General features: G+C 60.2%; 14 protein-coding genes and 2 pseudogenes. 10 read left to right on the top strand and 6 right to left on the bottom strand.

The genetic code is table 11. The features are described 5' to 3' along the window. Positions 1 to 243 (top strand): annotated as a pseudogene (locus GCT13_RS44525) (IS6 family transposase); the annotation flags it as partial. On the opposite strand, the gene GCT13_RS50230 reads toward GCT13_RS44525, so the two are convergent. Then, positions 209 to 865, bottom strand: a complete 657-nt coding sequence (locus tag GCT13_RS50230) for an MBL fold metallo-hydrolase (RefSeq protein WP_321575030.1) — start codon at positions 863 to 865, stop codon at positions 209 to 211. The pseudogene GCT13_RS44525 and the gene GCT13_RS50230 sit on opposite strands and share 35 nt — an antisense overlap. Before the next feature lie 103 nt (positions 866 to 968). On the opposite strand from GCT13_RS50230, the gene GCT13_RS48935 reads away from it, so the two are divergent. Both GCT13_RS48935 and GCT13_RS44535 read left to right on the top strand, forming a co-directional pair. Then, positions 969 to 1193 carry a hypothetical protein gene (locus GCT13_RS48935; protein ID WP_193727953.1) on the top strand — a complete coding sequence of 75 codons (225 nt, stop codon included), beginning with the start codon at positions 969 to 971 and terminating at the stop codon, positions 1191 to 1193. Between the two features lie 230 nt (positions 1194 to 1423). After that, positions 1424 to 1972: a Cache 3/Cache 2 fusion domain-containing protein gene (locus GCT13_RS44535; protein ID WP_227747343.1), complete on the top strand. Its 549-nt coding sequence runs from the start codon at positions 1424 to 1426 to the stop codon at positions 1970 to 1972. Positions 1973 to 3256: 1284 nt separating this feature from the next. On the opposite strand, the gene GCT13_RS44545 is transcribed toward GCT13_RS44535, so the two are convergent. After that, complete coding sequence (locus GCT13_RS44545; protein ID WP_152768082.1) at positions 3257 to 3562, bottom strand: hypothetical protein; 306 nt, start codon at positions 3560 to 3562, stop codon at positions 3257 to 3259. A 173-nt stretch (positions 3563 to 3735) separates the two neighbouring features. Further along, complete coding sequence (locus tag GCT13_RS44550) at positions 3736 to 5037, bottom strand: PAS domain-containing protein (protein WP_152768083.1); 1302 nt, start codon at positions 5035 to 5037, stop codon at positions 3736 to 3738. Positions 5038 to 5224: 187 nt separating this feature from the next. Between GCT13_RS44550 and bufB the strand changes: the two genes are divergently transcribed. Together bufB and GCT13_RS44560 are read left to right on the top strand one after the other, a co-directional pair. Next, positions 5225 to 6085, top strand: coding sequence for an MNIO family bufferin maturase (bufB, locus tag GCT13_RS44555; protein ID WP_152768092.1), 861 nt, complete (start codon positions 5225 to 5227; stop codon positions 6083 to 6085). Continuing rightward, complete coding sequence (locus GCT13_RS44560) at positions 6069 to 6833, top strand: HvfC/BufC N-terminal domain-containing protein (RefSeq protein WP_152768084.1); 765 nt, start codon at positions 6069 to 6071, stop codon at positions 6831 to 6833. The genes bufB and GCT13_RS44560 overlap by 17 nt, the downstream gene beginning before the upstream one ends. 23 nt (positions 6834 to 6856) lie before the next feature. Here the strand turns inward: GCT13_RS44560 and GCT13_RS44565 are convergent, their stop codons facing one another. Both GCT13_RS44565 and GCT13_RS44570 read right to left on the bottom strand, forming a co-directional pair. Then, positions 6857 to 7933, bottom strand: a complete 1077-nt coding sequence (locus tag GCT13_RS44565) for a sensor histidine kinase (RefSeq protein WP_227747344.1) — start codon at positions 7931 to 7933, stop codon at positions 6857 to 6859. After that, complete coding sequence (locus GCT13_RS44570; RefSeq protein WP_152768085.1) at positions 7917 to 8624, bottom strand: response regulator transcription factor; 708 nt, start codon at positions 8622 to 8624, stop codon at positions 7917 to 7919. Before GCT13_RS44570 ends, GCT13_RS44565 begins: the two co-directional genes overlap by 17 nt. A 230-nt stretch (positions 8625 to 8854) precedes the next feature. On the opposite strand from GCT13_RS44570, the gene GCT13_RS44575 reads away from it, so the two are divergent. The 5 genes from GCT13_RS44575 (at position 8855) to GCT13_RS44595 (ending at position 12753) form a co-directional block, all read left to right on the top strand. Further along, a complete protein-coding gene (locus GCT13_RS44575) occupies positions 8855 to 9181 on the top strand; it encodes a BufA1 family periplasmic bufferin-type metallophore (protein ID WP_090866154.1) in 327 nt (108 codons plus the stop codon). An 86-nt stretch (positions 9182 to 9267) separates the two neighbouring features. After that, positions 9268 to 9777, top strand: coding sequence for a DoxX family protein (locus GCT13_RS44580; RefSeq protein ID WP_152768086.1), 510 nt, complete (start codon positions 9268 to 9270; stop codon positions 9775 to 9777). Between the two features lie 76 nt (positions 9778 to 9853). After that, positions 9854 to 10636: a 3-hydroxybutyrate dehydrogenase gene (locus GCT13_RS44585; protein WP_152768087.1), complete on the top strand. Its 783-nt coding sequence runs from the start codon at positions 9854 to 9856 to the stop codon at positions 10634 to 10636. Positions 10637 to 10645: 9 nt separating this feature from the next. Then, positions 10646 to 11698: a patatin-like phospholipase family protein gene (locus GCT13_RS44590; RefSeq protein WP_152768088.1), complete on the top strand. Its 1053-nt coding sequence runs from the start codon at positions 10646 to 10648 to the stop codon at positions 11696 to 11698. A 29-nt stretch (positions 11699 to 11727) separates the two neighbouring features. After that, the gene (locus GCT13_RS44595) at positions 11728 to 12753 is read left to right on the top strand and encodes a YeeE/YedE thiosulfate transporter family protein (RefSeq protein WP_152768089.1); all 1026 of its coding nucleotides are present in this window, start codon (positions 11728 to 11730) and stop codon (positions 12751 to 12753) included. A 172-nt stretch (positions 12754 to 12925) separates the two neighbouring features. Here GCT13_RS44595 and GCT13_RS44600 read toward each other — a convergent pair. Beyond that, positions 12926 to 13172: pseudogene (locus GCT13_RS44600) on the bottom strand (IS256 family transposase); the annotation flags it as partial.

Genomic DNA, 13172 nt, shown 5'->3' on the forward strand with positions numbered 1-13172 from the left:
GCCCGGTTGAACAACCGAGCCGAAAACGGTCATCAGCCCACGCGTGAACGGGAGCGCCGCATGCGCGGCTTCCGCGATGCTGAACGTACGCAGGTCTTCCTGTCGAGCTTCGGGCCGATCCGGCAGCACTTCGCGCTCAAGCGCCATCTACTGCGCGCCTCCCTCTACCGCAAACAACTCGGCCAACGTTTTGCGGCGTGGCATCGCTTCAACGAGTTCGCCCAAAATCCATTCGCTTTCTGAGCGGATGTGCTTCCTCTGCATACCGCGTTGCCAGCAACTTAACGTGACAACGCCCCTGTGCCTTATGTTTCTCGGTGGCGAGTTTGTCCGGAAAACAACCGATACCGTCTTTGATGCCGACGTGCATTTGGCTTGGCGACAACACCTTTTCAAATGATACGGTCGGTATGTTTCCGGTAGTAAAACCGTGCCCGGCAATAACGCTCGGTGTTTCAGCGATGAGAACCTTCACTTTGGCATTCGCCAGTACGTGACGATCGATATAACCAAAGTCTTCAATCTTGCCAGCCGTCCACTCGCGACTGCAAAAGGCCTCTTCGCCGCCCAGATACAACGGCAGATCGGCCCGTAGCCTGCGCTGATTGTGCTGCAGGAATCCGGCAAGACCGCCGAAGTGGTCGTAGTGTCCATGACTCAAAACCAGCGCATCGAGACTCTCCGGAGCAATGCCCCGCATGGCCAGATTATTCTCCAGCGTTTCGGACGTGAACCCGAAATCGATAAGAATGTTTCGCGTTTCGCCGTTGCCGCTCGATTCGACGTGCATGGCCAGACCAAATTCTCCCAGCAGCGATTTGCCCGCAGGAGGCATGCCAAAGCGAGTTACCTCCACGTTGCCCACCCTGCCACTCGGCGCGATCGCCAACTGATAGCTGTCTGTGACAACCCGCAGCCCAACGTGATCGACAGTCGGTACTTCGCCAGGGAGCGGATCGGCCCCGGCGATGGGTGAGCGAGTCAGGAGAGAGCCAATTAGTACGCTGAAAGTCGCCGATGCGCCACAGCAAAGGAACATGCGCCGAGATGGCCAATTCGAATGCGTGCATCGCGGCATGATCGCCTCCTCTGAAAAGATGTGGTCAATCGCTATCTACAGGGCGCGCATCACCCTGTCCGCCATCGTGTTGGATCTCGGCAAAGAACCGGACGTTGACCTGAATCCCTTGTGAAGCGTCCATGCAATAGGCTACAAACCGAACAAGCAGCAACGCGGGCGTCGCCGACGCCGATCTGTGCGCTTATCGGCGAGAAAACGCGCCGTCCCTTCTCCCCCGCTTAACTGAATATGTCGGTAACGCATAGTGACTTCGCTATACTCAAACAGGGTCACGGAGTAGTGAGTCCGTGTCTTGGGGATGTTGTCGCTCCACCTGATCGGCAACATGGATTGGAGGTCGATATGAGGTCAGGAAACGTACCAACGGCCGACTTCATCGGGCGCGTTCTGGCGCTAGCGGTGTGCACAATTGCGATGTCAATTGTTCTCCCGACCATGAGTCACGCGCAGTCACCGGAGAACGTGAAACAAGCTATGGCCGCGCTGAAGGACAAAACGGCCAAGTTGGGGACCCCAGGGGTCAAAGGAGCGGATGCTGTTGCCGGTAAGCAGGTCCCGGCTTTGTACTTTGGTACGACGAAGATGAACAACAACTTCACCGTGGTTGATGAGGTTAAGAAGGAGATGGGAGGGACTGCCACGATATTTGTGAAGAGTGGCGATGACTTCGTTCGAGTGGCAACGAACGTGCAAAAGGATGATGGGTCGCGGGCCATCGGCACTGTCCTCGATCCGAAAGGAAAAGCGTTCGCGGCCATTCACGGCGGTGGTGCCTACTATGGTGATGCCGATATCCTGGGGAAGCCTTATATAACAGGCTTTGAACCGATACACGATTCCGGCGGAGCCGTCATCGGTATCTACTACGTCGGCTATCCCAAAACGCAGTGAGTCGCGGCAAGCGACAGGGCGCTTCGTATCCCGGACAACTAATCGTAATTGAGTTTAATCATATGGCTTGCCACGGCCAGCGGACATACGGCGGTCACGAACGAAAACAAGAGGTTTGCTTTAATCGCTTTCCGGGGCAAAACCGACCGCCGTATGTCTGATCACAGGTGTGGCCGAATGACAGGAACTGGCCGACTGCAGAAATTCTCTCAGTACACAAAGCTGAACTCTCCTTCGATCGCGTTGTACCTGGTCGGGTCGACGTCGAATCCGCGTTTTCGCTGTTCGAAGTGACGCTGCTTTGCCGACGATCGCCGGCAACCTCGAATCGTCGAGGGGACGCCTTCCACCTGCTTCGTCGGCTCACCTGGTCAGCCCAAGACCCGGCTCAGGCACAGGCGAAAGACTTTCCGTAAAGGCTGCTCATCGAAGGGGAGATCAGTCCGTGATGGGCGGTCGATATACGGTGCATCGATGTCACTGAAATTGCTCGCGACGGCGAGACAAACACGTGACATATCCTTGACCACGGCGTTAATTCCCGTCGCCATACTTCTGTCCATGGTTCAGGTTTCCGTTGAGAGCTTGAAGCAGAAACGGAACATGGAGGAGGAAATCATGAATAGCAGCCCCCGGTCCTTGCACTCCCTGGTCGACAAATGGCTTGCGCCGACACCGACCACCTTCATTCGCGTCACACGGTTCCGCTCACCCAGTTCGCTAAATGGCCGGTACGTCCGCGTCGAAACTGCACGACAAACGTGCACAATGGCCATGTTCTTTTTCCGACATCATGATGGCTGGTGTGTTTTTCCACCGCTCAACAACGGGATGGCGTCCCTGTCCCGTGTATGGGTTTAGGATCAGGGCCCGGCATGTCGCTTTGAGCGCCATATTTAGCCACGACGCCGCGGCAGCAGGTGATCCGACTGGCGCAATCGGCAGGGCGTATCCTTCTTGCGCTGCCTTTGAGAACAACGGGACCGATCCTGCCGCCTTCGAAGTGAAAGATGCGCCGGCCAATACCGCGTAAATCGACGCGTCAGCGCGCGATCTGTCAGCGGTCACAACCAACTACCACATACCGGCCATCGGTCGCGCCGGGATCGAAGACCATGGGAAATTCGAGCCGGACAGTGCGGACTTTCGCGTAGTGTTCGCGGTGGCGGCTTGCGAAACCGCCGCCACGCCTGGCCATTGAATGAATCGCGATATCACCGCATTTCGAAGCTGCGGCGCCAATTGTCACCGCAATTGAAATGCCCTTCTCGAAACATCAAGCAGTCAATGTCCACGGAACACGTCGAGCAGTTGCTTCTGAAGATCCATCATGGTTTGCATGAATTCGCTTTCCATTTTTGCCATCGCCTGCTCATGCTCCATGGTCATCTGCATCATCCTGTTTTTGATTTGCACCACTTCGCTTCTTTGCTGCGCCGTCAGCTTGTCCATCGACATCGTAACGGGGCTATCCCACCACGGACCATAGCTGCCGCTACGGCCGATACCTTGCGCCTGTGCATGCGTCGCGCCGAGTGCGCAAACGAGAGGAACAACAGCACACAGGAATGCATTGCGAACGGTTTTCATGATTGCTCCGGAGAAGAAATGCGCCGCCATCGGGACTGACGCGTCACACCAAAGTGCAGCACGGGAGCGCAAGCCTCTGGACCTCACTCACGGCCCATCGTGCATGACCTCTCCTGGCTGAACCCTCAGGAGCGATTCTGGCTGTCGATATTCACGCCTCTATCAACTGGAAATCACATGTTTGTCACATGGGAGGCGGGATGCGGCAAACCACTGACGCCGGACGCGTCGGGCATGTCCGCGAGGCTGGAATGCTTCAGACGTTCGAGCACGGCCTTGCGCTCGATTTCCGCAGCAGCACGAGTCGTGAAGATCTGATACACGGCATCCGTCAGGACATCCTGCTCTTTCATCTCCTTGTCGTTGAAGAAAGCCATGTGCCCGATTACGTCCCCCCGCGTGCCGAAGATAGGTATGCCGTAGTAGCTCTCGTATGCCTTGTCGCGCGGGAATAATTTCCCGACACCGGATGGATGAAAGACGGGGCGGCCTTCGTTATACACCGCTTCGCATGGCGTCCCTGCAAGTTCGAACACAATGTTTTCACGGAAATCGTCTCGAAGCCAGTACGCGAGCGTCTGAACGTTTTTGGGCGGCCAGCCGATGCACTCGGTAACGAAGGCGCACGGCACGTCGAGTGCGGCAGCAAAGTGGCGCACCAGCGCACGGAAGAAGGCCTCCCCTCCCATACCGGCAGTGCCTTCCACGATATGCCGCAGCACGCTCTCGATATGCTTCACCCGCGTGATGTCGGTGTCGAGCGCGACGATACGCAGCGGTTTCCCGCTCGCATGACGAATCACCGTACCGAGCGAACTCACCCAACGATACTGGCCATCCCTGTGCAGAAGCCTGAACTGGTGCTCGAACTGGCCTACGCGTTCTTCGATGCAACACCGCAGCGTGGCCTCGACTCCCGCGAGGTCGAGGGGATGAATATGCCTGTGCCAATTCTCGATCGAATCCGGAAATTCATCTTCGCCATATCCCAGCATGCATTTCCAGCGTGCGGAGAGAACAAACTCGTTTGTCTGGAGATTCCATTCCCATGGACCATCGTCCGAGATGCGCATCGCGAGCACATATCGCTCTTCGCTGTACTGAAGCTCGGCCTGGAGTGCCGAGCGTTTCGCGTCGGCGACATGCAGTGTCTGGCTGAGTGTGTCCACCTTGTCGCGAAGTTCCGCGACCGCGCACTGCACTGCCTGCACTTCATCGGCTGCCTTACCCGACGTATCGCCAGCTTCGGCACCGTCAAACGTATGCAGAATGGCGCGAAGCGGCCGGCATACCCGAAGCTCCGCCACCATGCCGGTGACGACCAGCAGCACCGCAAGCACCACCGCGACGACCACCAGAAGACCCGATCGTGCATTCCCAGCTGCCAACCCCGGAACCGGACCGGTGGCCAGCCAGACGAGCAACAGCAGCACACCGGCGGCAGCCGGCCAGATCAGTTTCCATTTGAGACTCATACGCAGGGCCTCATCTCAAACGTCGAAGAATTCTGTTCTTCCAAAAGATAGGCGAACATCCCCCGCTACACCAGCGCGCGGCAAGAGTGCCCCTATGACGGGAGAAAAATTCGACGAAGCTGTGACGGATTCGTGATCGTTATCAACCATATTGCTGCTTATCCATCCAGCCATCGAGGTAGGCCAGATGCACACCCTCGCCGCACCGTTTGCAACGGCTCAGACTGTCTCCGCTTCGACAGGCGTCGGCCTGCGCCCCATTCACTATCGGCAGATTCTGCAGGAACGGCCGCGCGTCGGGTGGTTTGAAGTACACAGCGAAAACTACTTCGGTGCAGGCGGTCAACCACTGCACTACCTGGAGAGCATTCGGGACGCGTATCCGCTCAGTTTGCATGGTGTCGGGTTGAGCCTCGGATCGGCCGGCCCGCTGGATGAGGACCATCTCCGCCGTCTGGGCGATCTCATTTCGCGCATCCAGCCTGGCCTCGTGTCCGAGCATCTCAGCTGGGGGCGCGTCGGCCCGAGGCATCTCAATGACCTGTTACCGTTGCCCTATACCGAAGAGGCGCTGGAAGTCGTGTGCGATCACATCGACGAAGTGCAGGAACGACTTCGCAGGCAGATCCTTGTTGAAAACATATCGAGCTACGTCCAGTTCCGCCACTCGACCATGCCCGAAGGCGAATTCATCGCGCGTGTCGCACAGCGCACGGGTTGCGGGATATTGCTGGACGTCAACAACCTGTATGTGAATGAAGCGAATAACGGCATTGATCCTGTGGCGTATCTCGATGCGCTGCCCGTCTCCGCGATCTGTGAAATTCATCTTGCCGGTCACGACCGCGCGGGTACCCTGCTGATCGATACGCACGGCACGCGAGTCGCAGCCCCAGTCTGGGAACTCTATGCACAGGCTCTTGACCGCTTCGGCCCGGTCGCTACGCTGATCGAATGGGATACCGACATCCCGCCGCTCGAAGTCCTGCTCGAAGAAGTCCGCCACGCCGCCATGGTAATGAGGTCACGCCATGCATTCACTACGTGAGCTACAGGCTGCCTTTGCTTGCGCGATTCTCGAACAGGATTCGTCCGGAATCGACGGGAGCGTTTGCGGCGGCAACGGACGAGAACGCCTGTCGGTCTATGCCGGCAACGTGTATCACAACCTGCGCGAAGCACTGCGCGCCGTTTATCCCGTTGTCGACAAACTCGTCGGCGAGCGGTTCTTCGACTATGCCGCGAACCGGTACATTCATGACCATCCATCGCAAAGCGGAGACATACAGCGGTTCGGCTACACGTTTCCGACCTTCCTCGAACACTTTCCGCCCGCTGCCTCACTCGCCTACCTCCGTGACACGGCCACGCTCGAATGGCTCGTGCACGAGGCGTTTCATGCAGCCGATCACACTCCGTTTGCGCTCTCGCTGCTGTCGAGCCTTGCCAGCGCCAGGTGCGCCACGCTGCGCTTCGAACTACACCCGGCATGCCGTCTGTTCGAGTCTGCCTTTCCCGTCCTGAAGATCTGGGAGGTCAATCAGCCTGATGCGATGAGCGATGAAGGCGTGAATCTGGACGCGGGTGGCGATAGGCTCCTGGTGCGCCGCGTCGGCTTCGCGGTCGACATTCAGGCACTATCCGCGGCCGAATTTTCGATGCTGCAGGCGCTGCACGACGGACAAAGCGTAGAAGATGCTTATGACCGCGCTTTACGCTGCGATCCAGCGTTTGCACTCGGCGAGTTTATCGAGCGCCGCATCCTCGACTCGACCATCGTCGGCTTTGACCTTTGACTTCGGGCAGGCCAGCACGACGCCTATGCCATCGCCAGTTCGACCGTGAAGGTAGTGCCCGCGCCCGGCGCGCTCTCGACACGAATCTGCCCGCCATGCAGCTCGATAATGCGCCGCGTAATCGCTAGCCCGAGGCCCGCGTTGCCCGCGTCGCTCGACTCGCCGCGATCCGCACGATAGTAGCGATCGAAGACGTTGCCGATGTCGTCGTGATCGATACCTTGTCCTGTGTCGCTCACCTGAAGCTCGACCCGGTCTCCAGCGCGACGCACGCCGACGCTGATCTCTCCGCCGGCCGGCGTATAGCGCATGGCGTTTTCGATCAGGTTCTCGAGCACGCGCTCCATCATGCCGATATCGGCGCAAACGGGCGGGCAATCGGTGCTCACGCTCGCGCTCAGCTTGAGATCGCGCTTTTGAGCGCTGAGCGCAAACTTCTGGACGACGTCCTGCGCGAGTTCGCTGATCGGAAATGGCTCGACCTGCGGCCTCACTTCGTTCGCTTCGAGCTTGGTCAGGTCGAACAGATCCCGCACGAGTCTGGCGAGCCGCTCGCAATGCTTTACCGCAATCTGCAAATACCGGCACCGATCTTCCTGAGACAATCCGTCGTCCTTGATCAGCACCATCTCCAGATACCCCTGCATGGATGCAAGCGGTGTCCTCAGATCGTGCGATACGTTGGCGAGCAACTCGCGGCGCTGCCGGTCCGCTTGTGCAAGCTGCGCCAGTTGCATCGCAATGCGCTCCGACATCTCCTGAAACGCGGCGATGATGCAGCCGATCTCGTCGTCGTTGCCGTCCGGCGCCTCCGCTCGCATCGGGCTTGCAAAACCGCTTGCCCGAAATGCTTCGATCGCGGATGCCAGCCGCCGAAGCCTGAGCGTGAGAAAGCGGAACACGACGAGCGCGGCGATCAGGCTGAATGCCACCGTGCCGACCACGAGGTTGGTCACGAGCTCGAACAGCCGCTGCGTCTCGAACATACGTTGCGACGCCACGATCATGACGGCGCCGATCGCGATGAACACCACCATCAGCGAGCACGCGAGACGGCCATACAAGGTAGCGAACAGACGCAGGTTAGTTCTCGGGCGCATTGCGGAACTTGTAGCCGACGCCCCATACCGTCTGGATGTATTCCGGCGAATTTGGGTCGATTTCGATCTTTGCGCGCAGCCGGTTGATATGTGAATTAACGGTGTGTTCATAGCCGCTATGGCTGTAGCCCCACACCTGATCGAGCAGCTGCCCGCGCGTATAGACCCGTCCCGGGTTCTGTGCAAAATGAAGCAGCAACTGGAACTCTTTGGCCGTCAGCAAGATCGGTGCGCCACGCACGGTCACGTCGCGTCGTTCGACGTCGATCTTCAGATCTTCGCATTCGATCAGCGTGTGCTCACCGGCAGCCGTATTTGCCATCATGTCGACCAGCCGGAAAATCGCCTTCACGCGCGCAACGAACTCCAGCACGCTGAATGGCTTCGCGAGATAGTCGTCCGCGCCCATTTCGAGGCCCAGCACCCGGTCGAGTTCGGTCGACTTCGCCGTCAACATCAGAATAGGCGTATAGCGGCGTTCCGAGCGCAGGCGGCGGCAAATCTCCAGGCCATCGACACCCGGCAGCATCAGATCGAGCACCACCAGGTCGTAGGGTCTGGCAAGCGCTTCCGCGAGCCCTGACCTGCCGTCATTGAGCACGGTCGTCTCGCAGGACAGACCCACGAGTTGCATGCGGACGAGTTGGGCGATGTCATTGTCGTCTTCGATCACCAGAACGTTGCGAGACATGACCTGCATCCTCACTGGACTGTTGGTAGACACCGCATTGCCCGCACGAACGCGGCAAATGCATTGCGTGTAGATCATTCTAGATCGCCAGCGTGGCGTGTCCAGCGCGGCCGCACGTCGTGACGAAAAATTGATTTTTGGGCGACAAAGCCGTGAGCGGCGTTTCGCACACTTCATCCCGGGACACAGGCAATCGCGCCTGCCCTCATTACCATCCTGGAGGAAGCATCATGAAAAGCGAACGCATCATTCAAGGCGCCATTGCGAGTCTGCTTGCCATCGGCGTCGCGACGGCAAGCACGGCCTCATTTGCGGCCGGCGGCGACTTCGAGAAATGCGCGGGCATTGCGAAGGCAGGCAAGAACGACTGCGGCACCAGCAAGAGTTCATGTGCCGCCACGGCGAAGATGGACCACGACACGGAAGCATGGATTCTCGTTCCCAAGGGCACGTGCGACAAGATCGCCGGCGCGCATCTGCAGATGTCCGAGTTCGCCAAGCCCGGTGGAAAAAGCGGCGTTCTCAGTCCCGTCGCCAAAGCAGCGGCCGCGGGTTGACATAGCCCACTCCATCCCGGCGCCGCACCGAGCCGGCTGCGGCGCGTTCTGATCTGCCGGCCTTCACGACGACCCGAGGTTCCAACATGAAGCTCTCATCGCCACTTTCCGCCACGCACGATGCCGAACCATCCGGTGTTTCGCACAAAGCACTTTCGCTTTGCGGTTCAGCGCTGCGCGCGCTGGAGCTCGCGACACCCGTACTCGACCTCGGCATTCGCATCGTGATCGGACTTGTGTTTTTCCAGTCAGGGCTCACCAAGATCGCAAGCTGGTCTTCAACGCTCGCCCTATTTCAAGGCGAGTATTCGGTGCCGCTGCTGCCGCCCATGCTGGCTGCGTACCTCGGCACGGCCGCCGAACTGGGCTTTCCGATCTTCCTCGTGCTTGGGCTCGGCTCGCGTTTCGCGGCATTCGGGCTTTTCGTCTTCAACATCATCGCTGTCATCTCCTATCCGGGGCTTGGCGAAGTCGGTCTGCGGGATCACCAGTACTGGGGCCTCTTTCTGCTCGTCACGCTGCTGCACGGACCGGGCAAGCTGTCGCTCGACTACCTGATCAGCCGCTGGCTGGGTCACGCACCGTCACGCCCGTAAATACGGCGCTATCTCAACCCGGCGCGCGCACGACAAAGGCGCGCCCCGTCCTGCAGAGTGCAATTCGGAGAATCTCATGCTCAACGGAAAAGCGGCTATCGTCACCGGCTCGACGAGCGGCATCGGTCTCGCTATCGCAACAGCGTTCGCCGCGCACGGCGCGGACGTCATGCTCAACGGCTTCGGCGACGCGAATGCCATCGAAACCGCGCGTGTGCAACTCGAGCGCGAACATGGTGTCCGCGTGCGCTACAACCCTGCTGACATGGGCGTTCCACAAGACGTGCGGCGCATGGCGCAACAGGCCATCGATGCATTCGGCAAGGTCGATATCGTGGTCAACAACGCCGGCATCCAGCACGTCGCGCCCATCGACGAGCAGCCGGACGACCGCTGGGACGCCGTCATCGCGATCAACCTGTCCTCGGCATTCCATCTGGTGAAGGCCGTTCTGCCCGGAATGAAGGCGCGTGGCTGGGGCCGCGTGATCAACGTCGCTTCGGCCCACGGGCTGGTCGCCTCGCCGTTCAAGGCGCCTTATGTGGCCGCCAAGCACGGCCTGATCGGTCTCTCGAAAACGGTTGCCGTCGAGGTGGCCGAGCACGGCATCACGAGCAACACGATCTGCCCCGGCTACGTCAAGACGCCGCTCGTCGAAGGGCAGATCGCCGAGCAGGCGAAGGCTCATGGCATCCCGGCGGAGAACGTCATTCGCGATGTTCTGCTCGTCCATCAGGCGCGCAAGCGCTTCGTGACGGTCGAGGAAATCGCCGCGCTCGCATTGTTCCTCGCATCCGACGCTGCTGCGTCGATCACGGCCGCTGCCCTCGCAGTGGACGGCGGCTGGACGCAACACTAGGAGGCAGCCATGAACAGGACAACCGTCAGCCCGCGCGCAAACGGCGGCACGAAGCAGATTGCGCTGGCATTGCAAGGCGGCGGCGCACATGGCGCGTTTGCGTGGGGTGTGATCGACCGCATTCTCGAGGATGGACGGCTCGAGATCGAGGGTGTGAGCGCCACCAGCGCGGGTGCGATGAACGCGGCCGTACTGGCAGGCGGCCTTCAGCGGGGTGGCCCGGACGGCGCCCGCGCCGCGCTCCATGCGTTCTGGCAAGACGTAGCCCGTGCGGCGCAGTATGCGAGCCCCTTTCGCAAGCTGCCCTGGGAGACGTTTCTTCACAACGGCCACACGCTCGACTACTCGCCGATGTACGTGATGACCGATCTCATGCTGCGGATGTTGTCCCCGTACCAGTTCAATCCGATGAACTTCAATCCGCTTCGCGACGTGCTCGAACGCCACGTCGATTTCGAAGCGTTACGCGCCGGCTGTCCGATTCATCTTCATCTCTGCGCGACCAACGTCGAAACCGGCAAGGTACGCGTGTTCGACGGCCACGAGATGAGCGCCGATGCCGTGCTCGCATCCGCCTGCCTGCCGTTCCTGTTCCAGGCGGTGGAGATCGACGGAGAACACTACTGGGACGGCGGCTACATGGGCAACCCCGCGATCTTTCCGCTCATCTATCACTGCGGTACGCGCGACGTGGTAATCGTGCACATCAACCCGATCGTGCGGCGGGGCGTTCCGAAAACGGCGTCCGAGATCATGAACCGCATCAACGAGGTCAGTTTCAACTCGTCGTTGATGCGCGAAATGAGGGCGATCAGTTTCGTCGCGTCACTGATTCAGGAAGGCAAGATCGATCGGCCGGACATGAAGCAGATGTTGATCCACTCGATCCGCTCCGACGAAGCGATGTCGGCGCTTGGCGTGTCGAGCAAGCTCAACGCCGACTGGCCGTTCCTGTGCTTTCTTCGCGATGAGGGGCGTGCTCGGGCTGAAACGTGGCTGCACGACAACTTTGACGCAATCGGCCAGCGCTCCAGCATCGATATCCGCGCCGAGTTCCTGTAGCTCGTCCATCCCAACCTTGCGGAAACGTCATGGTCAACTTCATGCCCGGTGCCGTCCCAGGGACACTCGCCGCGCTCTGCGCGCTCGCGATGGGCATTGCCATCCGGCGAGGGGCGACCTGCACGGTGGCCGCAGTCAACGAGATCATCGACGAACGAAAATGCGGGCGCCTGCTCGCGCTCATCGCCGCATCGATGCTCGTGCTGGGCGGCCTGCTGCTCGCGCAGTCGTTCGATGTGCTGCCATCGCTTCCGGCCAGCGCGCCCGTGACCCTCGCGACGATGTGGGGTGGACTGACGCTGGGGCTCGGTGCGTCGGTCAATGGAGCATGCGCGTTGGGCACGATCGCGCGCATCGGCGCGGGACAATGGTGCTATGTCGCAACGCCCATCGGCTACTACGCTGGCTGCCACGTTGCCGCACGCGGGCTCGCCGCGACGATCCCGATGCCTGTTCACGATTCACCGGCTCCGCACGCGTCTGCGTCCATCATCGTCTTGCTCGCGGCGATGGTCGCAACGCTTGCGGCCAGCGCGCTTCAGTCACGCCCGGCACGCACCACTCCCGGCATTCAGGGTGACGATCCGGGGGCAGCCGAACACGCAGCGTGGTCACCACATGCCGCAACAGCCGCGATCGGCATCACGTTCGTGCTGCTGTTCGTGATCGACGGAGCCTGGACATACACCGACACGCTCTCCGACCTTGCGCAAGGACACACAGACGCTACGGCCTCGCGCGCATTGTTGTTCGGCGCGCTGCTCGTGGGCGCCACGTCGGCCGGTATCACGCGAGCGATACGCGGCGAACGCTCTCGCCGTCCGCGCGTGACATTTTCGCAACTGGCGCGCTGCCTGGGCGGAGGCGCGCTGATGGGCTGGGCAAGCCTGATGATTCCCGGCGGCAACGACTCGCTCGTACTGGTGGCGATGCCTCTCTTGCGGCCTTATGCGTGGGTCGCGTTCACCGCGATGTGTGTCGCGATCGGCGCCGTATCGCTATCGCGCAGAGTGCTGCGATCGCACTGGCATCGCGAAACGAGGGAGCTAGCATGAATCGCCGCATCGGGAATTTCCTCGTGATCCTGGGCGCATTCGGCGCCATTGCGGTGGCTGTCGACCGAAACACCCATCTTGGCCCCCTCTCAGCCGCGACTTTCAGATTCGATCGCGAAAGGGGCGATGTCCCGAAGACAGTTGAAGGTTGGGACGGCGGGTGCGGCATAGGTTAGGCAACCTTCCGATCGTGGTCAATCGATTTTGAGGTCGATCGTTTCAAGGCGGCAGCGAGAATCCAGAGCTCGTTCACGCCGAGGATTTTCCGGAAGTGCTTCTCAGCTTCCAGGAAGCCTGCGGCCGTCCAGCGCAAGGCCATATCGGCGTCACGATAGCGCTTCACGCGCCCCGCGACACGGCGCACCGCGCCGTTCGGATTCTCGATGATGTTGGTCGTCGACAGGCCACGCATGAGCGCC

It is taken from the genome of Paraburkholderia franconis, from assembly GCF_009362735.1.
In the GTDB taxonomy this organism is placed as follows: domain Bacteria; phylum Pseudomonadota; class Gammaproteobacteria; order Burkholderiales; family Burkholderiaceae; genus Paraburkholderia; species Paraburkholderia franconis.